Genomic DNA, 23,238 nt, shown 5'->3' on the forward strand with positions numbered 1-23,238 from the left:
CTGGATAGACCGGTGCGCACCTGTGGCCAGCGGCCTAGCGGCCCCAGCCGCTTGGCCTGTCGAACCAGCTCTGGATCTGCTTTTCCTTGTAGATCAGCCCACTGGGCGCCATGTGCAGCTCCACGTTCTCGCCGCGCGCGTTGGCGGCGAACACTTCCACATGATGACGCTTGTACTCGCCCAGGCGCGGGCTTTCGTAGCCGGCCTCGGCCGCCACCGCGACCGGATCGTCGATCGGCGTTGCGGCGGAGGCGCCAGCGTAGCGCTGGTGCTTGGGCAGTTCCCACTCGTGGAAGCGGCCGTCCAGCGTGAGCTTGACCTCGATGGGCTCGCCGTTGCGCGTGGTGTAGACCTCGACATGATGCTTCTTGGGTTGCATGCCCAGCACCCGGCCGAAACCGCGTTCGCGCAGCGTGGCCTGAACCAGTTCGAGCGGCAGCGCTGCCTGCTGCTGCCAGACCGGGCCGTTCCAACCCGGTTCGGTGGCATGCGGTGGCTTGGACAGGACCAGGGTGGACGACAGCGCCAGGCCGGTGCCCAGCGCCAGGGGGACGAGCATCGATCTCATGGGTAATCTCCGGTTGCAGATGAAGGAAGGAATCGCCCGGCAGCGACCGCGGCAATCACGATAGGCGGACGGCCTTTAACCCGCCGCAAACACCCTGTTCGGATTCGGTTCAAGTTGCGCCCGCAGCGTCGAGCTCTTTCCAGTTGTCGCGGGCGCGCCGGATAATGACGAATGATCCCCGCCGATTTCGTCGCCGCCCTGCGCGCTGCTGCGCCCTATGTCCACGCCCACAACGGCGGCGTGTTCGTGGTGGCGTTCGGCGGCGAGGTGGCCGATCGGCCCGACTTCGAGGCCTTTGTCTACGACCTCGCCCTGCTGCACAGCCTGGGTGTGAAGCTGGTGCTGGTGCACGGCGCGCGGCCGCAGATCGACCGGCAACTGGCGCTACGCGCGCTTACCCCTCGTTATTGCGGCGAGTTCCGGGTCACCGATCTGCCGGCGCTGGAATGCGTGAAGGCGGCCGTCGGCAGCCTGCGCATGGACATCGAGGCGCGCCTGTCGACGTCGCTGGCCAGTACCCCGATGGGCGGCGCGCGGCTGAAGGTGGCGAGCGGCAACTGGGTGACTGCCCGTCCGGTCGGCATCCGCAACGGCGTGGACTTTCAGCACACCGGCGAGGTGCGGCGCATCGACGTCGACACGGTGCGCGCCGTACTCGACCAGGACCGCATCGTGCTGGTGTCGCCGGTCGGTTATTCGCCCACCGGCGAGATCTTCAACCTGCGCTCGGCCGACGTGGCCACCGCCATGGCGGTGGCCTTGCGCGCGGACAAGCTGGTGCTGGTGTCCAACTCCGATCCGGATACCTGGAAGCTCGCCGACGACACCGGCGACGCCGGGCAGTTGTCGCTGGCCGAAGGTGAGCGCCTGCTGGCGGCGGCCAACGGCATCGGCGAGCAGGACCGGCGTTATCTGACCGCCGCGCTGGAAGCCGGTCACGGCGGGGTCAAGCGTGTGCACTTGGTGGGCGCACAGGCCGAAGGCGCACTGCTGCGCGAGCTCTACACGCGCGACGGCATCGGCCTGATGCTCTACGCCGACGAGCATTACGAGGCCGTGCGCGAGGCCAGCATCGAGGACGTCGGCGGCATCCTGGCGCTGATCGAGCCGCTGGAGAACGCCGGCGTGCTGGTGCCGCGCTCGCGCGAGCAACTGGAGTTGGAGATCGCGCAGTTCGACGTCATGGTGCGCGATGGATTGGTGGTGGCCTGCTGTGCGCTGTTCCCGTTCGTGGAACAGGGCATGGCCGAATTCTCCTGCGTGGCAGTGCATCCCGACTACCGTCGTTCTGGCCGTGCCGCGGCCTTGCTAGCACGCGCGGAGGAAACCGCCCGAAAGCTGGGGATCGGCCGGCTGTTCGCATTGACCACGCACACACCGCACTGGTTTTTGGAGCACGGCTTCAAGCCTGCGCGCATCGACGATCTGCCGTTGCCGCGCCAGCAGCTTTACAACTACCAGCGCAACTCCGCGGTGCTCATCAAGGTCCTGACATGACCAACATCGAGTGGACCGCGCGCAGCCTGGCGCATGTGTGGCATCCCTGTACGCAGATGCAGGACCACGCCGGCGGCGACGCCGCCAATATTCCGCTGATTCCCATCGCCAAGGCCGAGGGCGTGTGGCTGGAAGACTACGAGGGCCGGCGTTACCTGGATGGCGTGAGCTCCTGGTGGACCAACATCTTCGGCCATCGGCATCCCCACATCGTCGCCAGCCTCAAGGATCAGCTCGACACGCTGGACCACGTGATTTTCGCCGGCTTCACCCATCAGCCGGCGGTGGAGTTGGCCGAGCGGCTGGTGAAGCTTGCCCCGCCGGGGCTGGACCGCTGTTTCTTCGCCGACAACGGCTCGGCGGCGGTGGAGGTGGCGCTCAAGATGAGCTTTCACTACTGGCGCAACGTCGGCAAACCGCAGAAGACCCGCTATATCGCGCTGACCGGCGGTTATCACGGCGAAACGCTGGGCGCGCTCGCAGTGGGCCATACCGGCCTGTATCGCGACACCTATGCGTCGCTGCTGCTGCAGCCCATCCATGTGCCATCGCCGGACTGCTACGAGCGGCCGGCCGGCGAGTCCTGGGAGGACTACACGCGCCGCCGCTTCGCCGACATGGAAGCCGTTCTCGCGCAGCACGCCCACGAAGCCTGCGCGGTGATTCTGGAGCCCCTGGTGCAATGCGCTGGTGGCATGCGCATGTATCACCCGATTTATCTGAGCATGTTGCGCGAGGCTTGCGACCGCCATGGCGTGCACCTGATCGCCGACGAGATCGCGGTGGGTTTCGGCCGTACCGGGAAAATGTTCGCCTGCAATTGGGCGCCGCAGAAAACCGGCCCCAACGGCATCACGCCGGACTTCATGTGCCTGTCCAAGGGCATCACCAGCGGCACCTTGCCGCTGGCCGTGACCTTGACCCGGGATGCGATCTACCAGGCGTTCTACGACGAATACCGCGCCGGCAAGGCGTTTCTGCATTCGCATTCCTACACCGGCAATCCGCTGGCCTGCCGTGCGGCGCTGGCGACTCTGGACGTGTTCGAGAAACAGGACTGGATGGCGCGCGTGCGCCTGCTCGGCCAGTTCCTGTGGTCGGCCACCGCGTCGCTGCGCAGCCATCGTTATGTGGCGGAAGTGCGTCAGCAGGGCCTGATCCTGGCGGTGGAGCTGGCACGCCGACCGCAGACACGGGAGGCCTTTCCCGCAGCCGAACGTCGCGGCCTGCGCGCCTATCGGCACGCGCTGGCGACGCACAAGGACTTCGGCGTGCTGCTGCGACCACTGGGCGACATCCTCTATTTCATGCCGCCCTATGTCATCGAGCCGCGCGAGGTCGAGGCCATGGCCAGGATCGCGTGCGAGGCCATCGATTACGCCACACAGGACGACTGAGTCGGTATGGCCACGCGCGTGTTTCTGGACACGCCGCTGTCCAGCGGGCTGCAACTGGAGTTGCCCGAAGCGGCGTTTCGACATCTGGTCCTGGTGCTGCGCATGCAGGCCGGCGAGGCCCTGATCGTGTTCGACGGTCGTGGCGGTGAATACGACGCCAAGCTCGATACGGTGGCCAAGCGCAGCGCGACGCTCAGCATCGGCGACTTTCACGAGGTGGACCGCGAGTCGCCTTTGCAGATCACCCTGGTGCAAGGCATCTCCAAGGGCGATCGCATGGACTGGACCCTGCAGAAGGCGGTGGAGATGGGTGTCGCGGCGATTGCCCCGATCATCACCGAACGCTGCAACGTCAGCCTCGACCGCGAGCGCGAGGCGAAGAAACGGGATCACTGGCGCGGCGTGCTGGTGTCCGCCTGCGAGCAGAGCGGTCGCACCCGGGTGCCGTTGCTGCATCCGCTGCAGCGCTACGCGGACTGGCTGGCATCCGCGCCACAGGGTCCACGTTATCTGCTCGACCCCATCGCCGCGCAGGCGCTGGCGCAGGCCCCGATTCCGGCCGCGCCGATCAGTCTGGTGATCGGCCCCGAGGGCGGACTCAGCGCGTCCGAGATCGCGGCTGGAGTGCAGGCCGGTGGGGTCGCTGTGAGCCTGGGCCCGCGCGTCCTGCGCACCGAAACCGCGGGGGTGGTGGCGCTGGCCGTATTGCAGGCGCGCGCGGGCGATCTGGCGGGCACCGTAAACTGAGGGGCACCCGTCACCCGCCGCCAGGAATCGCCGCCATGTCCAAACTGCTGATCCACAGCGCCCGTATCGTCAACGAGGGCAGCGTGCTGCACGGCGACCTGCTGGTCGTGGATGGCCGCATCGAGAAGATCGCGCCGCAGATCGCTGCGCCGGCCGGCGCTGAGGTCTACGAGGCCAAGGGCCGCCTGCTGCTGCCCGGCATGATCGACGACCAGGTGCATTTCCGGGAGCCGGGCCTGACCCACAAGGGCGACCTCGCCACCGAATCCGCTGCGGCGGTGGCGGGCGGCATCACCTCGGTGATGGACATGCCCAACAACTCGCCGGCCATCACCACGCGCGCGCGACTGGCTGACAAGTACGCGCACGCCCAAGGCCGCCTGCACACCAATTACGCGTTCTACTTTGGCGGTGCCAACGACAATCTCGAAGAGATCGCGGCACTGCAGCCGGACGAGGCCTGCGCCCTGAAAGTATTCATGGGCGCCTCCACCGGCAACATGCTGGTGGACGATCCGGCGACGCTCAACGGCATCTTCGCGCGCAGCAAGCTGATGGTGGTGACGCATTGCGAAGACACCCCCACCATCCTGCGCAATGAAGTGAAGGCGCGCGAGAAATTTGGTGAGCGGGTGCCGTGGAGTGAACACCCGCGCATCCGTTCGGCCGAGGCCTGCTACGCCTCGACCGAACTCGCCACGGGCCTGGCGAAGAAGCACGGTGCGCGTCTGCACGTCCTGCATCTCACCACCGCCCGCGAGATGAGTTTCTTCGAGCCCGGACCCATCAAAGGCAAACGCATCACCGCCGAAGCCTGCGTGCATCACCTGTTCTTCGACGAGCGCGATTACGCCACCCGCGGCAGCCTCATCAAGTGCAATCCGGCGATCAAGACCGCGACTGATCGCGAGGCCCTGCTCAAGGCCGTGCGCGAGGACCGCATCGACGTCATCGCCACCGATCACGCGCCGCACACGCTGGAGGAAAAAGCGCGCGATTACTTCCAGGCGCCATCCGGTTTGCCGCTGGTGCAGCATGCGCTGTTGATGGGTCTGGAGCTGGTGCGGCGCAAGGAGCTGGACCTGCAAACCCTGGTGCGCAAGATCTGCCACGCGCCCGCCGAGCTGTTCGGGGTGCGTGAGCGCGGTTATGTGCGCGAAGGCTACTGGGCCGACCTGACCCTGATCGACGAGACCCCGCAGACCGTGCGGCGCGAAGACGTGCGCTACAAGGTGGGCTGGTCGCCGCTGGAAGGAATGACCCTGCCGGGCCGCATCGCGGCGACCTGGGTCAACGGCGAACTGGCCTGGGATGGAACGCAAGTGTTACCGCCGCGAGGGCAGCGGCTGCGGTTCGGGTGAGGTCGTGCGTTTCTTGATTGGCGACTCACCTCAGCCCGGCTGCACTGAGTGCTCCCCTCTCCCGCAAGCGGGAGAGGGCCGGGGGTGAGGGCCTCGCCGATCACCGCAGCGCCAAACTGAGCGGCCCTCACCCGGCGCTTTGCGCCACCCTCTACCGCTTGCGGGAGAGGGTAAGCATCGGCAGCCGAGCTTTGTTGCTAACCATGTCGCGCTTGCATCATGGCCAGTCGAACAACGGCGCCGTATGCAGGCGCCACCAGCGACCTGCAGAGAAGGGTGCTGGAGCGCAAGAAGCTTGTCCTGCTCGCTTTCACGTTGCGGTATTGGATCACCCGTCTCGTCCATTTCGAGAGCAACGAGCGGATCGAGGAAGCGACTTCCCGCGAGAAGCAGATCGAGGGATAGCTACACGCTCGGAATGACAGGCATGCTGAAGGGGTACAGAGGTGTTGAATGAGTGAAGTCTCCCGCTGCGCCTGGTGCCTGGGCTCCGACGCCTACAAGGCTTATCACGACGACGAATGGGGCCGGCCGCAGCACGACGACCGCGTGCTGTTCGAGTTCCTGATCCTGGAGGGGGCGCAGGCCGGCCTGTCGTGGAGCACCATCCTCAACAAGCGCGACGGTTACCGTCGCGTGTTCGCGCAGTTTGATGCGCTCAAGCTGTCACGCTGGTCGGACGAGAAGCTGGAATCGGCGTTGCAGGACGTGGGCATCGTGCGCAACCGGCTCAAGGTGTGGTCGGTGCGCACCAATGCGCGCGCGTTTCTAGCCGTGCAGAAGGAATTCGGCAGCTTTGATCGCTACCTGTGGAACTGGGTAGAGGGCGAACCGCTGCTCAATCATTGGACCGACCTCAAGCAGGTGCCGCCGCGCACCGAGTTGTCTGACCGCGTCAGCAAGGATCTGCTCAAGCGCGGCTTCAAGTTCGTGGGCAGCACCATCGTCTACGCTTATCTGCAGGCGATGGGCGTGGTCAACGATCACCTGTCGAGCTGTCACCGTCACCCGGGCTTCAAGGGCTGAAGCGGGAGGCGGCGATTGCCCACAGAAACGACCCAGACGCGGGTCAACGCGGACACGAACTGGAGCCCGGGCGGTCGGATCAATACACCCTGACGGCGAGTCGAGCGTGCGCGTCAAGCGCTCGATCTTCATCCGCGTTCATCCGCGAAATCTGCGTCCGAATCGCTTTGCCACTTTTTATTTCTTCCCACTCATCAGCTCGGCCAATCCGCGGCCCAGGGACGACGCGCCGCCCAGACTCCAGCCACCATCGACCGGCAGGATCACGCCACTGACGTAGGACGCCATCGGGCTGGCCAGCCACAGGCAGGCGTCGGCGATGTTGTCGACCGTGCCCAGGGTTTTCAGCGGCACGCTGTCGATGGCGAGCTGGTTCGCCGCCGGGGTCGGCGCCAAGCGGCGCATGCCTTCGGTGTTGTCGATGGGCCCCGGCACCACCGAGTTCACCCGCACGCCGGCCGGGCCCCATTCCAGCGCCGCGACGCGGGTGATCATGTCGACACCGGCCTTGGCGGCGCAGACATGCATCTGGAACTCCATCGGCAGAAAGGCCTGCGGAGCGGAGATGTTGACCAGACAGGCGCCCGGCTTGGTCAGATAGGGAAACGCGGCGCGCAGCACGTGGAACGTGCCCATGAGGTCGATGTCCACCACCGACTTGAAACCGTTGGGCGAGATGCCCAGCGCAGGCGCCGGGAAATTGCCCGCAGCACCGGAGATCAGCACGTCGATACTGCCGAAGGTTGCCTGGGTGGCCTTGAACGCCTGCTCCACCGCCGCGTATTCGCGCACGTCCAGCGCATGACCGACGACCTTGCCGCCATGAGCCTGCAGCGCTTCCACCGCGGCGGTCACCTTCTCAGGCGAACGCGAGGCGACGCTGACGGTGGCACCGGCCCTTGCGAAGGCATGTGCGATCCCCAGATTGATACCACTGGTGCCGCCAGCGACAAACACGTTCTTGCCGGTGAAATCGAAGCTTGAGGCCATGCGTTGCTCCCGTGATGTTCAAAAGTGAGGATCAAGACCGCAATTATCGCGCGAACCACGGCGTGAACACCGCCCCCAGCCTGTCCGGTCCCGACTCCAGCCGTCGACGTGGCCGGAGTCCTACCTGCAGCGCCAGTCCTGCTAGGCTGGTCGCGAACCCATTTCCCCGTCTGTCATGACCGATATCCAAGCCGTTGACGACCGTGGTGCCCTGTCCATCGCGCATCGCCAGTTCCTCGATCCCGCCGGCCTGAGCGAATCCAACCTGGATGCGGTGCTGTCCACCACGCTGGACAGTGGTGCCGACGACGCCGACCTGTATTTCCAGTACACGCGCACTGAGCACTGGTCACTGGAGGAAGGCATCGTCAAATCCGGCAGTCATTCGGTGGAGCAGGGCGTCGGCGTACGCGCCATCGCCGGCGAAAAGCAAGGCCTGGCGTATTCCGAAGACATTCAATTGGACGCACTCACCGAGGCCGCCACCGCGGCGCGTGCCATCGTGCGCGACACCCGCAGCGTGCCTATCGCGCCCCAGCAGATCGTGCAGGGCCGGGCGTTGTACGCGCCGGTCGATCCGCCGGGTTCGGCCCATGCCGATGCCAAGCTGGCCTTGCTGCGGCGCGCCGATGCGGCCGCCCGTGCGGCCGATCCGCGGGTCAAGCAGGTGATGTGTGCGCTCGCGGCGCAGTACGAGGTGGTGTTCATCGTGCGTGCCGACGGTCGTCGCGCCGCCGACGTGCGGCCGCTGGTGCGGATGGACGTGACCGTCATCGTCGAGCACAACGGCCGTCGCGAGCAGGCCCATGTGGGCGGCGGCGCGCGCGCCGAGCTGGAATATTTTTCTGAAGATCTTCCCGAAAGCTACGCCCGCGAAGCGGTGCGACAGGCACTGGTGCTGCTCGACTCGGTGCCGGCGCCGGCCGGCGCCATGCCGGTGGTGCTGGGCCCCGGCTGGCCTGGAATATTGCTGCACGAGGCCATTGGTCACGGTCTGGAGGGCGACTTCAACCGTAAGGGCACCTCGGCGTTTTCCGGCCGTGTCGGTCAGAAAGTGGCGTCCGAACTGTGTACCGTGGTCGACGACGGCACCCTGCCGGGTCGCCGCGGTTCGCTGAACCTGGACGACGAGGGCAACACCAGCAACTGCACCACCCTGATCGACAACGGCCAGCTCGCTGGCTACATGCAGGATTCGCTCAACGCACGCCTGATGAAAGCCAAGGCCACCGGCAATGGCCGGCGCGAATCCTTTGCCAGTCTGGTGATGCCGCGCATGACCAACACCTACATGCTGGGCGGCAAATCAGACCCTGCCGAGATCATCGCCAGCGTGCCGCGCGGCATCTATGCGGTGAGCTTCGGCGGCGGCCAGGTCGACATCACCTCCGGCAATTTCACCTTCTCGGCGTCGGAGGCCTATCTCATCGAAGACGGCAGGATCACGCGGCCGGTCAAGGGCGCCACCCTGATCGGCAACGGGCCGGAGGTGCTGACGCGCGTGAGCATGGTGGGCAACGATCTCAAGCTCGATGCGGGTATCGGCATCTGCGGCAAGGACGGCCAAAGCGTGCCGGTCGGCGTCGGCCAGCCGACCCTGCGGCTGGACAGCCTGACCGTGGGCGGCACCCAGGGCTGAAGGCGGGAACGCGCATGATCATCGGCATCCTCATCGCGTTTGCGTTCGGCATTGCCATTGGTGCATTGCTGCAGTCGCACTTGTCGCACATGGCCCTGCTCAAGCAGCGTGCGCGGGAGCTGGAAGATCACCGCAACGACGAGTAGCAGACCACCGAGGCATCCGTGATCGAACTGCGCTTCGAAAGCCGCCTGGCGGTTTCAGCACCGGTCTTGTGGGCGCGCGTCTCGACACTGGATGGCGTCAACGAGGAACTGGGCCCCTGGCTGTCGATGAGCTACCCGCCTGCGCGCGCGTCGCTGCAGGACGTGACGCCCGCGCCCTTGCTGTTCTCGAGTTGGGTCCGCTTGTTCGGCGTGTTGCCGGTGGATCGGCACCATCTCGGTCTGGAACGGCTGTACCCCGAGCAGGGTTTCGACGAGCGTTCGTCGTCGTGGTCGCAGCGCTTGTGGATACACCGGCGCCGTCTGCACGTGATCGAAGGCGGTGTGCGCGTGACCGACGAACTGGTGTTCGAGCCCAGGCTGGCCGCTGCGGGTGCGATGTTGAAATCCTTCGTCGGCGCGGTGTTCCGCCACCGTCATCGCCGCCTGCGCGCGCGCTACGGCGAACTGGAACCTGAGTGAAACGCCGTCCGGGCCAGTTACGCATCATCGGCGGCCAGTGGCGCAGCCGCCTGATCGCGTTCGAAGCCGACCAGGGCGTGCGGCCGACGCCGGACCGCGTGCGCCAGACCCTGTTCGACTGGCTCAGCCCGCGCATCGAAGGCGCGGTGTGCCTGGACCTGTTCGCCGGCAGCGGTGCGCTGGGACTGGAAGCACTATCCCGCGGCGCGACGCACACGCACTTTGTGGAACAGGGGCGGGCGCAGTCGCTCGGCATCCGTGAGGCGCTGCATCGGCTGGACGCCGAGACCCGCGCCGAGGTGAGCCAGTCCGAGGCATTGCGCTGGCTGGACAACGCCGCAAAGCAGGCGCAGCGCTACGAGCTGGTGTTCATCGATCCGCCGTACGCGGCCGATCTGTTGGAACCGGTGTTGCAGCGCCTGCCGCCGCTGCTCAAGTCCAACAACCGGCTGTACCTGGAATGGCCGGCGGGTCATGCGCCCACGCTTCCGGCGGGCTACGCCTGGCTCAAGGAGAAACAGGCGGGTCAGGTAAGCTTTGGCCTTGCGACCTGCACGGCAAACGAACCGGGAGCCCCCTTATCATGAACGTCCCATCATGAACGTCGTCGCCGCGTACTCCGGCACGTTCGACCCGATCACGCTCGGGCACAACGACATCATGCACCGCGCCGCGCGCATGTTTCCCAAGCTGATCGTTGCGGTCGGTTCCAACGTCGCCAAGAACCCCAAGTTCTCGCTGGACGAGCGGGTCGCGCTGATCCGCGAATCCACCCGCGACCTCGACAACGTGGAGGTCATGGGCTTCTCGGGATTGATCGTGGATTTTGCGCGCGACCACGGCGTCACCGTGCTGGTGCGCGGTGTGCGTACGGTGGGCGACGTCGACTACGAGAAGCAGATGGCGGTGATGAACCGTGATCTGTATCCGCAGCTCGATACGGTGATGCTCACGCCGGCGCCGGAGTACGCGCACCTGTCGTCGTCGCTGGTGCGCGAGCTGGCCGGCCTCGGCGCGCCGGTGGAGAAGCTGGTGCCCGAGCCGGTGCTTGAACCGCTGCTGGCGCGCTTCGGCCGACCCCGCTCATGATGCGAGTGGTCTCGCACACCTGCTCGAACACCGAGATCGTGTGCGCGCTGGGCTGCGCGGCGTATCTGGTCGGGGTGGATCAGGATTCGGATTTCCCGGCGGCGGTGGTCGGCCCGCTGCCCAAACTGGGCCGGGATCTGTCGCTGGACATACCCGCCGTCAAGGCACTCCATCCCGACTTGGTACTGAGTTCGCAGACCCTGCCGGGTCACGAGACGCTGGTGGAGCAACTGCTTGCGGAGAATCTTCCCACCCTGGTTTGCGAGCCGCTGTCGCTAGACGATGTCTACGCCGATATCCGGCGCATCGCGCAGGCACTGGATGTGGCCTCGCGCGGCGAGGCGCTGATCGCAGAAATGCAGCAGGCCATGCCGGCCGTACCGGTGGTGAGCGATGCGCCGAAGGTGCTCGTCGAGTGGTGGCCCAAGCCGGTGATCGCGCCCACGCGCGATTCCTGGGCCACTGATCTGATCGAACGCGCCGGCGGCTGCAATCCCTGGCGCGACGTGGCAGGCAAGAGCGTGCCGCTGACCGACGCGCAGGTGCTCAGTGCTGCGCCGGACATTGTGGTCATGGCCTGGTGCGGCGTGCCGCTGCACAACTACCGCAGCGAGATTGTGCGCCGCCGCGCCGGCTGGGAAGAAGTCCCGGCGGTGCGGCATGACCGCATCCATGCCATCACCGAAGCGTGGCTGGGGCGGCCCGGTCCGCGGCTGGTAGAGGGGTATCGTGCGCTGCGTGAACTGATCGGCGCCGCCGGGGGATAATTGCGCGCCTGGCACAGGCTCCGATCATGGCCCTGAAGATCACTGATGAATGCATCAACTGCGATGTCTGTGAGCCCGTGTGTCCCAACCAGGCCATTTTCCAGGGCATCGAGATTTACCAGATCGACCCGGCGCGTTGTACCGAGTGCGTCGGCCATTTCGAACATGCGCAATGTGTGGAGGTGTGCCCGGTGAACTGCATTCCGCTGGACCCCGATTACGCGGAGACCCCGGAACAGTTGCAGGAAAAATATCGGCGTCTGACTGGAGGCGACGCATGAAGGCTTTGCTCTTGCTGAACCGGCACTGCGCTCTTGGCCTGCTCCTGTTGTGGACCGCGTCCATGGCGGCCGTCGCGGCGGACAAGCCTGGGGTCAACGCCGTTGCCAGCGCGCACCCGCTGGCCACCGAAGCCGCGTTCGAGATCTTTGCCGCTGGCGGTAACGCATTCGATGCCGCGGTCGCGGTGAGTGCGACCCTGGCGGTGGTGGAGCCGACCGGGTCGGGGCTGGGCGGTGGTGGTTTCTGGTTGCTGCACCGGGCCGCAGATCGCTTTGAGACCTTTGTCGACGGTCGCGAGACGGCGCCCTCCGCCGCGCACGAACGCATGTACCAGGACGCCCAGGGTCGCGGTATCGACAAGGCTTCGCGCGATGGGCCGTTGGCGGCCGGCATTCCCGGCGAGCCGGCGGCGCTGGATTATCTGGCGCAGCGCTACGGCAAGCTTTCGCTTTCGCAGTCGCTGGCCCCGGCCATCCGCGCCGCTCGCGAGGGCTTTGCCTGCGACGACAAGCTGGCCGAGGCGTTCGCACGCCACTGGCCGCGGCTGTCGGCCGAAGCGCAGCGCGTGTTTGCAGTCGACGGTCAGCCGCCGAAATCCGGCGACCGCGTGGTGCAGACGGATCTGGCACAGACCCTCAGCGCGATGGCCGAGCACGGCGCGGCCGGTTTCTATCAAGGCGACGTGGCCAAGCAGCTGGTCGACGGCGCGCGCCGCGACGGCGGTATCTGGACCCTGGACGATCTGCGCCACTACCGCGCGGTGGAGCGCCGGCCCACGGTCAGCTACTTTCGCGACGTCCGCATCGTGTCGGCGCCACCGCCGTCGGCCGGCGGCATCACACTGGGCACCACGCTGGGCCAGCTCGAAGCACTGGGCTGGCGCGGCAATCAGGGCGTGACCGGCAAGCATCTGGTGATCGAGGCCTTGCGGCGGGCCTATCGTGATCGTGCGGCGCACCTCGGCGATCCGGATTTTGTGCGGGTGCCGGACTGGTGGCTGCTGTCCACCGAGTACACGCGCGAATTGGCCGCCGGTATTGATCGCCGGCGCGCCACGCCCAGCACCAGCCTGAAAGCCGCCACGCCGCCGCCGCAGGGTCCGCAGACCACACACTTCTCGGTGCTGGACGCACAGGGCAATCGAGTGGCGGCGACCTTGTCGGTGAACTTGCCATTCGGCTCCGGTTACATGGCACCCGGTACCGGCGTGCTGTTCAACGATGAGATGGATGACTTTTCCGCCAGCCTGAAATCGTCCAATGCCTACGGGCTGATCGGCTCCGAGCCCAACCTGATCCAGCCGCACAAGCGACCGCTGTCGTCGATGAGCCCGACCTTCGCCGAAGGTCCGCACGGCCTGCTCATCGTCGGCACGCCCGGCGGCAGCCGCATCATCACCATGGTGTTGCACGCCCTGCTGGCCTGGACCGAAGGCGCCGATGCGCAGGCCATTGCCGCGCTGCCGCGCTACCACCACCAGTACCTGCCGGACGTGGTGCAGTTCGAGCCCGGCGCCTTCAGCGCCGACGAGCAGAAGGCGTTGCAGGAGATGGGCCACGTGCTCAAGCCGCTGGATTCGAGCTACGGCAATCTGCAGGCGATCACCGTCAGGCGCGATGGCACCGTCGAAGCCGCGTCGGATCCGCGCGCGGTCGGTCTGGCCCGCGTGCAGTAGGCATGACCTCGCCCCTGGCCTGGCTACAGCTCGGCGGGCCGGTGATGGCCGTGCTGGCGATCATGTCGGTGGCGGTGGTGACCTTGAGCATCATCAAGCTGTGGGAATTTTCCGAGCAGCGCCTGAGTAGCCGCGAATTCGTGGATCGCAGCCTGCAAGCCTGGGAAGGCGGGCAGGGCGATCAGGCCCTGGTGGCACTGGCCGACTCGCCGTCGCCATTGGCCGCGGTGCTGCGAGACGCGATCCGGATTTTGCAGGACGCGCGCCTGAGCCCAGGCCATGCCCGCGAACGTATCGAACGCCTCGGCGTGGAGGCCTTGCAGAAAGCCCGCACGCATCTGCGCACCCTGGACCTGATCGGCGGCCTCGCGCCGCTGGTGGGTTTGCTCGGCACCGTGCTGGGCATGATCGAAGCGTTTCAGGCGCTGCAGGCCGCTGGTGATCGGGTGGAGCCGTCCATCCTCTCCGGCGGCATCTGGCAGGCGCTGCTGACCACCGCGGTTGGCCTGGGCATCGCCATTCCCACCGTTGCGCTGGCGAGCTATTTCGAACGCCGCGTGGAGGCCTTGCAGCAGGCGATGGAATCTGCGTTGACGCGCCTGCTGACCCTGCCGCGCGTTACCGGGTAACGACCCGTGCGCCTGGCCTCGCCGCCGCCGCGCAAGCACCGTATCGAGCTGACCTCGCTGGTGGACGTGGTGTTCATCCTGTTGTTCTTCTTCATGCTGGCGTCGCAGAGCCTGGATTGGCGTGCCTTGCGTGTGGACCTTGCGCCCGTCGCGTTTACCGCGACCGAGACGCCGTCGCCCACGGAAACCCTGGTCGTACTGCTGCTCGCCGATGGCCGCATGCGTCAGGACAGTCGCGCCGTGGAATTGGATGATCTGCGCGCTGACATCCAGTCGCGGCAGCCACTTCCCGAGGTGATTCTGGTGCCAGGCCCGGCAGTGACCCTGCTGCAACTGGTGGATCTGGTCGACGCGCTCGCGCCCACCGGTGCCGATGTCCGCCTCGGCCGCGCGCAGGCGCTGCCATGAACCTGCCGCGCCTCGCGCCCCGCAGCGGACAACGTGGCGACGAGATGTTGCCGCTGATCAACATCGTGTTCCTGCTCATGATCTTTTTCATGTTGCTGGGCGCGATCTCGGTGCCAGATCCGTTCGAGGTCGAGCCGCCCACCTCGGACCGGCCGCTCTCGGTGGATGCCGCAGCGCAGGTATTGCTGATCGCGGCGGACGGACGACTGGGGTTGGGTGGCGCGACGTTCGGTTTGGAGACGCTGGATTCACAGCTCCGGCGCTGGCAGGCGGCACCGCACAGCAAGCGCGCGCTGATGGTCAAGGCAGATGCGGCGGCAGATGCCGCAGAGGTGCTGGAGGTGATAACGGTCGTACAGGCCAGGGGCATCGACCGGATCGAGCTGCTCGTCGCCGAAAAGCGTGCCGAACGCCGGTGAACCTGCCAAGGACCGCGATTTCGCTTTACGTCGCGCTGGCAATCCATGGGTTGCTGGCTTTGCTCTTCGCGTTCCAGCCTGCCCCGCAAGGGCCCAGCGGGCGGCAGGTGGGGTTCAGCACTGCGCCTGTGATTCTTGGTGACGACGATCGGGACTTCCTGCAGGCTGCATCCGCAGCGTCCGAGGTCGTTGCCGAAAACGATTTGCGGGCGCCGACTGCGTCGGGTTCGACCCCGCTGCCGCCCACCGCAACAGGCCGGTCCGCGACAGCGCTGTTGCCAAAACCGATTCGCCGTTCGACAACCGTATCGCCACCCGCCGCGCCCGGACTCGAAGCGTCGGCTACTGCAGGTTCGCCGCGAAATACTGCCGAAGTCGCTGGAAGCCAGGAGCCAGAGCCGCCTGGCGGTCGCGAGCCGCGGGATGACTTGTACCGTCTCCCGGGCGCGCCAGCTCAGCAGGCCGTGGGTGGCGTGAGTTCAGGTTACTTGTCGGATCTTCGCCGGCATCTTGCGAACTACCGTCGACGCCTGCCGCTGGAGCAGGTGGCGGCCGTCGCGGTCATCGATGCGCAGATCCAGGCAGATGGGCGGGTTGGACGGATTCATCTTGCCCAGCCGTCCGGCGTTCCTGCACTCGACCAGGAGGCCCTGGACCTCGTTCATCGCGCCGCGCCGTTGCCGCGTCCACCGGGCGGCCGGCCGGTACGGCTCAGCATTCCGATCCACATTCACCAAGCCGCCCGTTAGCCGCCTTGAACTCCTGATAGTCCGGCCCGCGGGATGGGTGCGCCGGGCCAGAAGCTGGGGAGAAAAACCGTTCGTTTCTCCTTTAGTCACCTGGAGGCCGATTGCCTACCGGCATGAACCAGACCCGGAAGTGAAAAATGTGATGCAGAAGTGACATCCTCCGCATGGAGGGTCGCGTACAGTCGGTCAGCGGTGAAGACGTCGGACTGCGACAAAGTCTCACCGCATGGGAATGCATCACGGGTCGGTCCGCAATGGGACGATTTTTGCCGCATGGATATACCCAGCAGGCTGATCGCGGCGACGCCTCGAAGCAATAATGCGCGGCATACGCTTCGCGGCGGCCGGCCGCGGTCTGGCGTGGTGCAGGGGGCCGGTCCAACTGCAACCTGGTCCATGGGCGCTTCCACGAACCGGCTCGCGCCCCCAATGGCCGCCTTGTCACGACGGTCCGGCCCTGGGGGCTACAAGTCCCGTTCCAGCAGATGGCGGCAGAAACCTGTCATGTCCGTGATGCCGGAGTAGTTCCTGCTTCAGCGCGTCTGCGTGGCTTGACCAGTGGGTGTGGTGGCGTGATCGGCGGCGGGGGGACGAGCCCGCTGTGTCGCCGCCGGCGCGCTAGCGGCAGTCGAATTACGCGGCGCCGAAGCTGGCGGGATACCGCGCCGACAGCGGTTTGGCCGGCTTTTCAGCCAGACCCATCAGCTTTCGCAGGGCGACGGCGTCGATGCATTGCGGGCGCTTGGAAAGCCTATCCAGTTGTCGCTTGCGGCCCAGTTCGGCGACGTGCGCGATGTGGCGCTGGATCTGTTCGGCGTAAGGATTGCGGCCACCGAAATGAGATTCCATGTATCGATGCACGGAGCCGAAATAACCGTCCAGACGGTCTTCCCACAAGTGGCGGTTGAAGTCGGGGGTGTTTTCCAGCAGCGCTTCGACCGTGGCGTAACGCGGCGTGACGCGGTTGGTGCCAGGGGCGCCGGCGAGGCCGGCGATCTCGAACTCCTCGAACAGGAAGTCGCGGCACTTCTCCAGGTAACAGCGATCCGCGGTCTGCGCCAGGATGTCGGCAGTGCCGAGCAGGAAGCCCAGCAGCCGGTCCTTGGATTCGGGTACCGCGATGTCGTCCAGCGGCATCTCGTAGCCGGTGAAGTGCACGATGCGGCTGGCCAGCGCGGCGTCTTCGGCGTAACCGACGGTGGGCAGAAAGCTGGCGATGAACTCGCCGCTGCGACGCACATGGGTGAGGGTGTATTCGGCGCCATTGCGTGCGGTATCGCCGGTGCGGCGGATGTAGCCGGCATCGTGAAACAGGGCAATCGCGATGCCCAGCACAGCGCGCCGCGCGCCAAGCCGCGCACCGGGCGCGACGCTGCGCTCGTGGCCGTCGATCAGGCGCGCCAGCGCCAGCGAACAATCCAGGCTGTGCTGGGCGTCGTGATAGCGGGTGTCGCAGCCGACATAGCCGGGCAGGGTGCCGGCATAGAGCCGGGTGAAGGTGGCGTAGGCCTCGCGCAAGGGATGCAGATCCTGCTGCGGGTAAAGCGCCTGGATCAGTCCGCAGACCGCAGCCGCAACGTCCCCCGGATGCGATACCCGCACCTGGTCGGTCACGTCGTAATGGTTGCGCCGCCGTCCGCTCATAGCCGCCTCGATAGGGGAATACCCAGGAAGAGGTATTCGTCAGCCGGGCACTGTAGACACAGCATGAGGGCGAAAGTAGCCGTAAAAAACCCTCAAACACCGAAATTCTGTGCACTGAGTCACAGCTTCGGCTGGCGTTCAGGCGAGGGCGAAGCAGGCCACCACCGGGGCATGATCCGAGGGCCGCTCCAGCCGCCGGGGCGCCAGCTCGATGCGGCACTCCTGCAGTCGTTCAGTCAGCGGCGCCGAGGCCAGCACGTGGTCGATGCGCAAGCCCATGTCGCGACGGAACGCCGCTTGGCGGTAATCCCACCAGGTGAAGCGCGTGCCCGACGGTGGCCGCCGCGCCAGGCAGTCGGACAGGCCCAGTGCCAGCAATTCGCGATAGCGCGCACGCTCGGGTTCGCTGCACAGGATCTGCCCTTCCCACACGGCCGGGTCGTGGGTGTCTTCCGGTGCCGGGGCGATGTTGTAGTCACCCACCACCGCCAGCCGCGGATGCCGTGCCGCTTCGTCGTGCAGATAATCGCGCAGGGCCGCCAGCCAGCGCAGCTTGTATTCGTATTTCTCCGAACCCACGGCCTGGCCGTTGACGACGTAGACGCAGACCACGCGCACGCCACCGACGGTGGCGGCGATCACGCGCTTCTGCGGATCGTCCAGGCCGGGAATGTCGCGCGTCACGTCTTCGATCGGCTGGCGCGCCAGGATGGCGACGCCGTTGTAGGTTTTCTGTCCGTTGCTTTCCACCTGCCAGCCGATCTCGGCCAGCGCTTCACGCGGAACCTGCTCGTCCAGACATTTGATTTCCTGGATGCCGAGTACGTCCACCGGGTCGGTCGCCAGCCACTGCAGCAAATGCGGCAGTCGCACGCGCAGCGAATTGACGTTCCAGGTGCCGATTCTCATGGGTTGCCTCCGTCAATGCCGTGCAGTTCGATCAAACCGGGTAGAGCGTCTCGCCGCAAAGCCCGCATCCGGAGGTCAGTGCGCGGGCGCGCCGCACACGGCTGACCAGGAGCAGATCATGGGTATCCGGCGAACCAAGGCCGCCGCTGGTCTGGACTTTAGAGCGGAACCGGCAAGCGCGCAGCAACCCTTGCGCCGCGGAGGATCGAGGTTCAGCGGGCGCATCGATGCATTACCACCGCAGCCGGAGCGGAATCCCAGGCCCCGGCGGCAGCGATCCGCGAAAGGTGCAGCGCACGCACTCCGCCAGGCGGGCGAGTTCCGAAACGGTTCCGGAACCGCGTCCATAGAGCAATTTTCGTTCGAGTGCCGACACTTCTACTGTCACCCTGAGCGCAGCGAAGGGTCTTCTTTCCGACTGTGCACATGCTCTGAAAAAGACCCTTCGCTGCGCTCAGGATGACAATCTCTTTTGGCTCTGTCTGTAGGTACAACAAAACTGCTACCGGGGCCGGAGGCGGCATCGGCGCCTCCGGCGCTCCTGCCCGCGACGACGCTGCTTCAGCGGATTTCGAACCCCTCGTATCCCTTGCTGGCCACGTTCTCGCAGGCTTGGCGATAGTTGCCGACGTGGATGTAGGACAGCACGCGCCGCGGCTTGCCTTCGATGTTGGCGCCCGTCCACCAGGAGTCGACCTTGGCGATCAAGGTCGCGCCGGTCACTTCGTCGTGATGCTTGACCCAGTGGTCCTCGAACGCCTGGGTGGCTTCGATCACCTTGTTCTTGCCGTTTTGCTCGACGTGGGCAATGCAATCGGTGATCCACTCCACCTGCTGTTGCAGGCAGGTTGGCACGTTGCAGAACGCGGCGGCCGGAGCCAGCGGCGCGGCCGAGGTGAAGAAGTTGGGAAAGCCGTGCTTCTGCAGGCCCATCGCGGTCCTGATGTCGCGGTCCCACAAGTCCTTGAGCGCGACGCCATCGCGGCCGCGGATGTCGATGGCGTTGATCGCGCCGGTGCCCGCGTCGAAGCCGGTGGCCAGGATGATGACGTCCAGCGGAATCTCGGCGTCGCGGGTCTTGATGCCGGCCCCGGTGATGCACTCGATCGGGGCTTCCTTGAGATCGACGATATGCACGTTGTCGCGGTTGTAGGCCTCCAGATAGCCGGTGTCCAGCGGCGGGCGTCGCGTGCCGAATCCGTACTTCGGGATGAGCTTGTCGGCGACGCCGGGCTTGGTGAGCCGCGCGCGCATCTTCTCCCGCATGAACTCCGAGAGCTCTTCATTTGCGACCGGGTCGACCAGCACCTCGCCGAAATTGCCGCCCCACATGATCAGCGAGCCGTCGGCGTACAGCTCCTCGAAGATCTTGCGGCGCTCTTCCGGGGTGGTCTGCGCCCAGGCCTTGGGCTGCATGTTGAAGGCAAAACCGGTCAACGAGTGTTTGACCTGTTCGCCCAGATCCTTGTAACGGCCGCGCAGCGCCGCGCGATCTTCGTCGGTCAGCTTCTTGTTGCGCATCGCGATCGCGTAGGTCGGGGTGCGTTGAAAGACGAACAGTTCGCCGACCTGGCTGGCGATGGTCTGGATCACCTGCACGCCTGTCGCACCGGTGCCGATGACGCCGACCCGCTTGCCGCTCAGGTCGATCCCGCCCTTGGGCCAGCGCGAGGTATGCAGGAACCGACCCTTGAAGTTTTCGTGTCCCTTGAACGGCGGCACCTTGGGTTCCGACAGCGGGCCCAGGCAGGACAGCAGGTACCGGCAACGAACCGATTCACCCTTGTCGGTGCTGACCACCCAGACATTTGCGGCCGGGTCCCAGTGCGCCGCGTTCACCCGGCTGTTGAAGCTGATCAGTGGTCGCAGTTGCAGGCGGTCGGCGACGAAATTGAGATAGCGCTCGGTTTCCTCCTGGGCCGGAAAGCGTTCGCTCCAGTTCCAGTCGTTGAGAAGTTCGTCGGAAAACCAGTATTGGTAGACCTCAGCAGCGGAATCGGTACGCGCCCCCGGATAGCGGTTCCAATACCAGGTGCCGGCGACGCCGGTTCCTGCCTCGAAGCCGTGCACGTTCAGTCCCATTCCGCGCAGCCGGTGCAGCGCGTACAGGCCGGCAAAGCCGGCGCCGATGACCACGGCATCGAGAGTCCCCGGCGGGGTGCTTGCAGGCGCATTCATCGTTCAGATCTCCTCTTGGTTGAAGCTTCCGATCGCCGCTGCCAGGGCGGGCCGCTTCGCGGCAGTCGGTTCGGGAAGTCTTTGACCGTAATATACGCCCGCGGTGCGTGACACCACCCGCGCGGGTGGCTGAGGTGCCGGGAAGGGACGCCCCGTCCGATCGCCGCCACGGCCCGCGCGTTGGTGCGCAGGTGCCGCGCCCGCCGGATGGCTGCAGATATCGGCCTTTGAACGTGCCGGGGTGCATACCGGCGCGTGATGCGGGCACAGTAGTGCCAATGACCAACCCACCACGCCTGAGTCCCGTCAAGATCGTTCTGGCCGAAAGCCAGACCCTGATACGCGCCGCCTTGCGCCTGCTGCTGGAAACCCAGGCGCATGCCGAGGTGGTTGCCGAAGTGGCTGACGGGCAGGAGCTGCTGTCTGCGGTCGGTCGCTTGCGCCCGCGGGCGGCCATGGTGGAGCTGGACCTTCCCGTGGTCAGCGGGATCGACGCGCTGGCGCAGATCCGTCGCCATTACCCGGAGGTGGCCGTTCTGTTGCTCGCCAGCCGGCCCGACGCCGGGCAGGTCAAGGCGGCGTTGCGCCAGGGCGCGGCCGGGATCCTGACCCGCCAGGCCGAGCCGCAGGAGCTTGGCTTGGCGCTGCGCGCGGTGGAAAAGCAGCAGGTCTACATCAGCCCTGCGGTGTCGCATCTGCTGCTGGACCGTCGCGACGCTACGCGCGTGGAAGACAGTGCCCAGCTCACCTTGCGCCAACGGCAAGTGCTCACCCTGATCGGCAAGGGGCGCTCCACCAAGGAGATCGCGCAGTTGCTGGGTGTGAGCGTCAAGACGGTGGAAACCCATCGAGCGCGGCTGATGCAGACCCTGGGCCTGTATGGCACCAATGCCCTGATGCGGGTTGCCCTGCGCTGGGGCCTGGACGCGCACGAACACTGAGCCGGGGGTTTCAGGACGTGCCAGTGGCACGTCCTGCCCGGCGAAGGCTTGGGGCTGGGGCCCCAAGCGCGCGCAGCTTGTGAGGGCGGGCGAGCTTGACGGAATTCCGTCAGCCCTCAGGGAAACCCTGACAAGCCGTCAGGAAAAGACCGCTTAGCTGAATGAGCGCCGCGGGCAACCATGGGTCACCGAGAACGCATGACCCAGGGAGTCCACATGAAAACCAACCTCAACGTTCGCGCCACCCAGTCGATGGTGCTGACGCCGCAGTTGCTGCAGTCCATCCGTCTGCTGCAGTTGTCGGCGATGGAGCTGGAGCAGGAGGTGGAGCAGGCCCTGGAAGACAACGTCATGCTGGAAGCTGACGAAGGCGCCGACGATTCCGTGCCCGAGGCGGTCGCGGAAATGCCGGCGGGCGACGCCGGCGAAGCCGAGGTGAACGCGGCCACCGGCTGCGATGCCAATGCCCATTCCGAGGTGGAAGCGGACTTCGACTGGTCCAGTCGCGAAAGCTGGTCCGGCGGCGAGCCTGGTGATGACGACGAGGAGCACTGGACCGCCCGTACCGCAGCGCCGGAAACCTCCGATGCCCGCATTGCCGCGCTGGAGCAGTTGCGCCTGATCATCGGCACCCCGCGCGAGGCTGCCATCGTCGCCAGGATCCTGGAGAACATCGACGACAACGGCTATCTGGAAGGATCGCTCGGCGAGATCGGCTCGGCGCTGGGCGCTGAATTCGACGCCAGCGCCGTTGAACTCGAAGCGGCGTTGGCGCTGGTACAGAGCGTGGAGCCCACCGGCTTTGGCGCACGCAACCTGCCGGAGTGCCTGTCGCTGCAGTTGCAGGCCTTGCCAGGTGACACGCTGGGTCGCGAAGTGGCGCTGTACCTGGTCGCGCATTGCCTCGACCTGGTGGCCGAGCGCCGCCTGGAGCAGGTTCGTATTGAACTCAAGGTCGGCGAAGCCGAGATGAAGGCCGCGTTCAATCTGATCCTGGCGCTGGACCCCAAGCCCGGCGCCTCGCAGGGCGCGCCGGCCGAGGCCGCCATTCCGGACGTGATCGTCAGTGGTCGTCCCGGTGCATGGAAAGTCGAACTCAACCCGCATCGCCTGCCGCGTGTGCGCGTCAACAGCACCTATGAGCGTGCGGTGGCGACTTCATCCACCCACAAGGCGCTCAAGGACAAGCTGCAGGAAGCGCGCTGGCTGGTACGCGGACTGGAAATGCGCCACGAAACGCTGCTCAAGACCGCCCGTGCCGTGTTCGAGCGCCAGAAGGGTTTCCTGGAATCCGGCGAAGAAAAGATGGTGCCACTGACCTTGCGCGAGGTGGCCGAGGCCATCGGCATGCACGAGTCCACCGTGTGCCGCGTCACCATGGCCAAGTTCATCCAGACCCCTTGGGGCGTGTACGACTTCAAGGCGTTCTTCCCGAGCCAGATCACCGGTTCCGACAGCGAGGCCTCCGGCACCGCGGTGAAGGCCATGATCCGCCGCATCGTCGATGGCGAGAGTCGCCGCAATCCGCTGTGCGACGGCGCCATCGCGGCGATCCTGCTGCGCAACGGTATTCGTGTTGCGCGGCGTACGGTCGCCAAGTACCGTGAAGCGATGAAGATCGCGCCCGCCACTGCACGGCGCGAAGTGCCGGTCAGGCGCGGCCACCTGAGCCTGGTGGGTTAGCGTGAACCGGGCCT

The 23,238-nt window shown here is 66.1% G+C and carries 25 protein-coding genes; 20 read left to right on the plus strand and 5 right to left on the minus strand.

Annotation, left to right across the window (positions count from 1 at the left end; all coding sequences use genetic code 11):
• Nucleotides 1-34 precede the first annotated feature (34 nt).
• Complete coding sequence (locus ACOOHP_RS21820) at nt 35-568, minus strand: hypothetical protein (RefSeq protein WP_420468561.1); 534 nt, start codon at nt 566-568, stop codon at nt 35-37.
• A gap of 171 nt (nt 569-739) precedes the next feature.
• Between ACOOHP_RS21820 and argA the strand changes: the two genes are divergently transcribed.
• The 6 genes from argA to ACOOHP_RS21850 all read left to right on the plus strand — a co-directional run bounded on the left by argA (nt 740) and on the right by ACOOHP_RS21850 (nt 6,596).
• Nucleotides 740-2,065, plus strand: coding sequence for an amino-acid N-acetyltransferase (gene argA, locus ACOOHP_RS21825; RefSeq protein ID WP_420468562.1), 1,326 nt, complete (start codon nt 740-742; stop codon nt 2,063-2,065).
• Entirely contained in the window at nt 2,062-3,462 is a 1,401-nt protein-coding gene (gene bioA / locus ACOOHP_RS21830) for an adenosylmethionine--8-amino-7-oxononanoate transaminase (RefSeq protein ID WP_420468563.1), read from the plus strand. The genes argA and bioA overlap by 4 nt, the downstream gene beginning before the upstream one ends.
• Nucleotides 3,463-3,468: 6 nt before the next feature.
• Entirely contained in the window at nt 3,469-4,209 is a 741-nt protein-coding gene (locus ACOOHP_RS21835; RefSeq protein ID WP_420468564.1) for a 16S rRNA (uracil(1498)-N(3))-methyltransferase, read from the plus strand.
• Between the two features lie 35 nt (nt 4,210-4,244).
• On the plus strand, nt 4,245-5,570 hold the full coding sequence (locus tag ACOOHP_RS21840; RefSeq protein ID WP_420468565.1) for a dihydroorotase: 1,326 nt from the start codon (nt 4,245-4,247) through the stop codon (nt 5,568-5,570).
• Between the two features lie 219 nt (nt 5,571-5,789).
• On the plus strand, nt 5,790-5,975 hold the full coding sequence (locus ACOOHP_RS21845) for a GIY-YIG nuclease family protein (protein ID WP_420468566.1): 186 nt from the start codon (nt 5,790-5,792) through the stop codon (nt 5,973-5,975).
• A gap of 48 nt (nt 5,976-6,023) precedes the next feature.
• Nucleotides 6,024-6,596 (plus strand): DNA-3-methyladenine glycosylase I, encoded by a 573-nt coding sequence (locus ACOOHP_RS21850; RefSeq protein ID WP_420468567.1) that lies wholly within the window; start codon nt 6,024-6,026, stop codon nt 6,594-6,596.
• A 177-nt stretch (nt 6,597-6,773) separates the two neighbouring features.
• Here the strand turns inward: ACOOHP_RS21850 and ACOOHP_RS21855 are convergent, their stop codons facing one another.
• On the minus strand, nt 6,774-7,586 hold the full coding sequence (locus ACOOHP_RS21855) for an SDR family oxidoreductase (protein ID WP_420468568.1): 813 nt from the start codon (nt 7,584-7,586) through the stop codon (nt 6,774-6,776).
• A gap of 175 nt (nt 7,587-7,761) precedes the next feature.
• Between ACOOHP_RS21855 and tldD the strand changes: the two genes are divergently transcribed.
• The 12 genes from tldD (at nt 7,762) to ACOOHP_RS21915 (ending at nt 15,869) form a co-directional block, all read left to right on the plus strand.
• Nucleotides 7,762-9,225: a metalloprotease TldD gene (tldD, locus tag ACOOHP_RS21860; RefSeq protein ID WP_420468569.1), complete on the plus strand. Its 1,464-nt coding sequence runs from the start codon at nt 7,762-7,764 to the stop codon at nt 9,223-9,225.
• A gap of 14 nt (nt 9,226-9,239) precedes the next feature.
• Entirely contained in the window at nt 9,240-9,371 is a 132-nt protein-coding gene (locus ACOOHP_RS21865) for a hypothetical protein (protein ID WP_420468570.1), read from the plus strand.
• Nucleotides 9,372-9,389: 18 nt separating this feature from the next.
• Entirely contained in the window at nt 9,390-9,851 is a 462-nt protein-coding gene (locus ACOOHP_RS21870) for a hypothetical protein (RefSeq protein ID WP_420468571.1), read from the plus strand.
• The gene (gene rsmD, locus ACOOHP_RS21875; RefSeq protein WP_420468572.1) at nt 9,848-10,438 is read left to right on the plus strand and encodes a 16S rRNA (guanine(966)-N(2))-methyltransferase RsmD; all 591 of its coding nucleotides are present in this window, start codon (nt 9,848-9,850) and stop codon (nt 10,436-10,438) included. Before ACOOHP_RS21870 ends, rsmD begins: the two co-directional genes overlap by 4 nt.
• A gap of 10 nt (nt 10,439-10,448) precedes the next feature.
• Entirely contained in the window at nt 10,449-10,940 is a 492-nt protein-coding gene (coaD, locus tag ACOOHP_RS21880; RefSeq protein ID WP_420468573.1) for a pantetheine-phosphate adenylyltransferase, read from the plus strand.
• Nucleotides 10,937-11,707: an ABC transporter substrate-binding protein gene (locus ACOOHP_RS21885; protein WP_420468574.1), complete on the plus strand. Its 771-nt coding sequence runs from the start codon at nt 10,937-10,939 to the stop codon at nt 11,705-11,707. The genes coaD and ACOOHP_RS21885 overlap by 4 nt, the downstream gene beginning before the upstream one ends.
• A gap of 26 nt (nt 11,708-11,733) precedes the next feature.
• Nucleotides 11,734-11,988, plus strand: a complete 255-nt coding sequence (locus tag ACOOHP_RS21890; RefSeq protein WP_420468575.1) for a YfhL family 4Fe-4S dicluster ferredoxin — start codon at nt 11,734-11,736, stop codon at nt 11,986-11,988.
• On the plus strand, nt 11,985-13,664 hold the full coding sequence (ggt, locus tag ACOOHP_RS21895) for a gamma-glutamyltransferase (RefSeq protein WP_420468576.1): 1,680 nt from the start codon (nt 11,985-11,987) through the stop codon (nt 13,662-13,664). Before ACOOHP_RS21890 ends, ggt begins: the two co-directional genes overlap by 4 nt.
• 2 nt (nt 13,665-13,666) lie before the next feature.
• Nucleotides 13,667-14,293: a MotA/TolQ/ExbB proton channel family protein gene (locus ACOOHP_RS21900; RefSeq protein WP_420468577.1), complete on the plus strand. Its 627-nt coding sequence runs from the start codon at nt 13,667-13,669 to the stop codon at nt 14,291-14,293.
• A 6-nt stretch (nt 14,294-14,299) separates the two neighbouring features.
• On the plus strand, nt 14,300-14,701 hold the full coding sequence (locus tag ACOOHP_RS21905; protein WP_420468578.1) for an ExbD/TolR family protein: 402 nt from the start codon (nt 14,300-14,302) through the stop codon (nt 14,699-14,701).
• A complete protein-coding gene (locus tag ACOOHP_RS21910) occupies nt 14,698-15,120 on the plus strand; it encodes an ExbD/TolR family protein (protein ID WP_420468579.1) in 423 nt (140 codons plus the stop codon). The genes ACOOHP_RS21905 and ACOOHP_RS21910 overlap by 4 nt, the downstream gene beginning before the upstream one ends.
• A 473-nt stretch (nt 15,121-15,593) precedes the next feature.
• Nucleotides 15,594-15,869, plus strand: a complete 276-nt coding sequence (locus ACOOHP_RS21915; RefSeq protein WP_420468772.1) for an energy transducer TonB family protein — start codon at nt 15,594-15,596, stop codon at nt 15,867-15,869.
• Between the two features lie 633 nt (nt 15,870-16,502).
• Here ACOOHP_RS21915 and ACOOHP_RS21920 read toward each other — a convergent pair.
• From ACOOHP_RS21920 to ACOOHP_RS21930, 3 genes are all read right to left on the minus strand, one after another.
• Nucleotides 16,503-17,513, minus strand: coding sequence for a hypothetical protein (locus ACOOHP_RS21920; protein WP_420468580.1), 1,011 nt, complete (start codon nt 17,511-17,513; stop codon nt 16,503-16,505).
• Between the two features lie 138 nt (nt 17,514-17,651).
• Entirely contained in the window at nt 17,652-18,422 is a 771-nt protein-coding gene (xth, locus tag ACOOHP_RS21925; protein WP_420468581.1) for an exodeoxyribonuclease III, read from the minus strand.
• Nucleotides 18,423-18,983: 561 nt separating this feature from the next.
• Entirely contained in the window at nt 18,984-20,600 is a 1,617-nt protein-coding gene (locus ACOOHP_RS21930; RefSeq protein ID WP_420468582.1) for a flavin-containing monooxygenase, read from the minus strand.
• Nucleotides 20,601-20,878: 278 nt separating this feature from the next.
• Here ACOOHP_RS21930 and ACOOHP_RS21935 point away from each other — a divergent pair, with 278 nt between their 5' ends.
• Entirely contained in the window at nt 20,879-21,541 is a 663-nt protein-coding gene (locus ACOOHP_RS21935) for a response regulator (protein ID WP_420468583.1), read from the plus strand.
• Nucleotides 21,542-21,757: 216 nt separating this feature from the next.
• A complete protein-coding gene (gene rpoN, locus ACOOHP_RS21940; RefSeq protein WP_420468584.1) occupies nt 21,758-23,224 on the plus strand; it encodes an RNA polymerase factor sigma-54 in 1,467 nt (488 codons plus the stop codon).
• Nucleotides 23,225-23,238 lie beyond the last annotated feature (14 nt).

Source organism: Panacagrimonas sp. (assembly GCF_965216805.1).
Taxonomy (GTDB): Bacteria; Pseudomonadota; Gammaproteobacteria; order Nevskiales; family Nevskiaceae; genus Panacagrimonas.

Coding starts and splice junctions, on each gene's coding strand:
- ACOOHP_RS21820 (WP_420468561.1), bottom strand. CDS start 568: ATGAGATCGATGCTCGTCCCCCTGGCGCTGGGCACCGGCCTGGCGCTG.
- argA (WP_420468562.1), top strand. CDS start 740: ATGATCCCCGCCGATTTCGTCGCCGCCCTGCGCGCTGCTGCGCCCTAT.
- bioA (WP_420468563.1), top strand. CDS start 2,062: ATGACCAACATCGAGTGGACCGCGCGCAGCCTGGCGCATGTGTGGCAT.
- ACOOHP_RS21835 (WP_420468564.1), top strand. CDS start 3,469: ATGGCCACGCGCGTGTTTCTGGACACGCCGCTGTCCAGCGGGCTGCAA.
- ACOOHP_RS21840 (WP_420468565.1), top strand. CDS start 4,245: ATGTCCAAACTGCTGATCCACAGCGCCCGTATCGTCAACGAGGGCAGC.
- ACOOHP_RS21845 (WP_420468566.1), top strand. CDS start 5,790: ATGGCCAGTCGAACAACGGCGCCGTATGCAGGCGCCACCAGCGACCTG.
- ACOOHP_RS21850 (WP_420468567.1), top strand. CDS start 6,024: ATGAGTGAAGTCTCCCGCTGCGCCTGGTGCCTGGGCTCCGACGCCTAC.
- ACOOHP_RS21855 (WP_420468568.1), bottom strand. CDS start 7,586: ATGGCCTCAAGCTTCGATTTCACCGGCAAGAACGTGTTTGTCGCTGGC.
- tldD (WP_420468569.1), top strand. CDS start 7,762: ATGACCGATATCCAAGCCGTTGACGACCGTGGTGCCCTGTCCATCGCG.
- ACOOHP_RS21865 (WP_420468570.1), top strand. CDS start 9,240: ATGATCATCGGCATCCTCATCGCGTTTGCGTTCGGCATTGCCATTGGT.
- coaD (WP_420468573.1), top strand. CDS start 10,449: ATGAACGTCGTCGCCGCGTACTCCGGCACGTTCGACCCGATCACGCTC.
- ACOOHP_RS21885 (WP_420468574.1), top strand. CDS start 10,937: ATGATGCGAGTGGTCTCGCACACCTGCTCGAACACCGAGATCGTGTGC.
- ACOOHP_RS21890 (WP_420468575.1), top strand. CDS start 11,734: ATGGCCCTGAAGATCACTGATGAATGCATCAACTGCGATGTCTGTGAG.
- ggt (WP_420468576.1), top strand. CDS start 11,985: ATGAAGGCTTTGCTCTTGCTGAACCGGCACTGCGCTCTTGGCCTGCTC.
- ACOOHP_RS21900 (WP_420468577.1), top strand. CDS start 13,667: ATGACCTCGCCCCTGGCCTGGCTACAGCTCGGCGGGCCGGTGATGGCC.
- ACOOHP_RS21910 (WP_420468579.1), top strand. CDS start 14,698: ATGAACCTGCCGCGCCTCGCGCCCCGCAGCGGACAACGTGGCGACGAG.
- ACOOHP_RS21920 (WP_420468580.1), bottom strand. CDS start 17,513: ATGAGCGGACGGCGGCGCAACCATTACGACGTGACCGACCAGGTGCGG.
- xth (WP_420468581.1), bottom strand. CDS start 18,422: ATGAGAATCGGCACCTGGAACGTCAATTCGCTGCGCGTGCGACTGCCG.
- ACOOHP_RS21930 (WP_420468582.1), bottom strand. CDS start 20,600: ATGAATGCGCCTGCAAGCACCCCGCCGGGGACTCTCGATGCCGTGGTC.
- ACOOHP_RS21935 (WP_420468583.1), top strand. CDS start 20,879: ATGACCAACCCACCACGCCTGAGTCCCGTCAAGATCGTTCTGGCCGAA.
- rpoN (WP_420468584.1), top strand. CDS start 21,758: ATGAAAACCAACCTCAACGTTCGCGCCACCCAGTCGATGGTGCTGACG.